Raw genomic sequence first — 274 nt, forward strand, 5'->3', positions numbered from 1 at the left:
TCGGCGTTGGAATAGTCAAAGGTGGCGCTACGCCAATTAAGAAATTCGACGTCGAAGCCAATGGAAAAAAGATTCCGCTTCTATCTGCAAAAGTTCTTGCTCCTCAGATGAACGAAAATTCAGACGATCCAGAAAAATCCGAGTATGCGGTAGCCATCGAATGGATCAAGACGGTCCCGGTTGAAAAGGCGATATGGCAGAAGGGATTTTTTGCCAATCAAAACACCGTATGCAAGCTGCGCAATCGGTTCACCCTTGAAAAGCTCACCACTTT

General features: G+C 46.0%; 1 protein-coding gene. It reads left to right on the forward strand.

Annotated features, from left to right (window positions below):
• On the forward strand, positions 1–274 hold a 274-nt coding region (locus VJI77_RS07505), incomplete at both ends, for a hypothetical protein (RefSeq protein WP_323988970.1).

This window comes from Parvimonas sp. D2, assembly GCF_035282635.1.
Classification (GTDB): Bacteria; Bacillota; Clostridia; order Tissierellales; family Peptoniphilaceae; genus Parvimonas.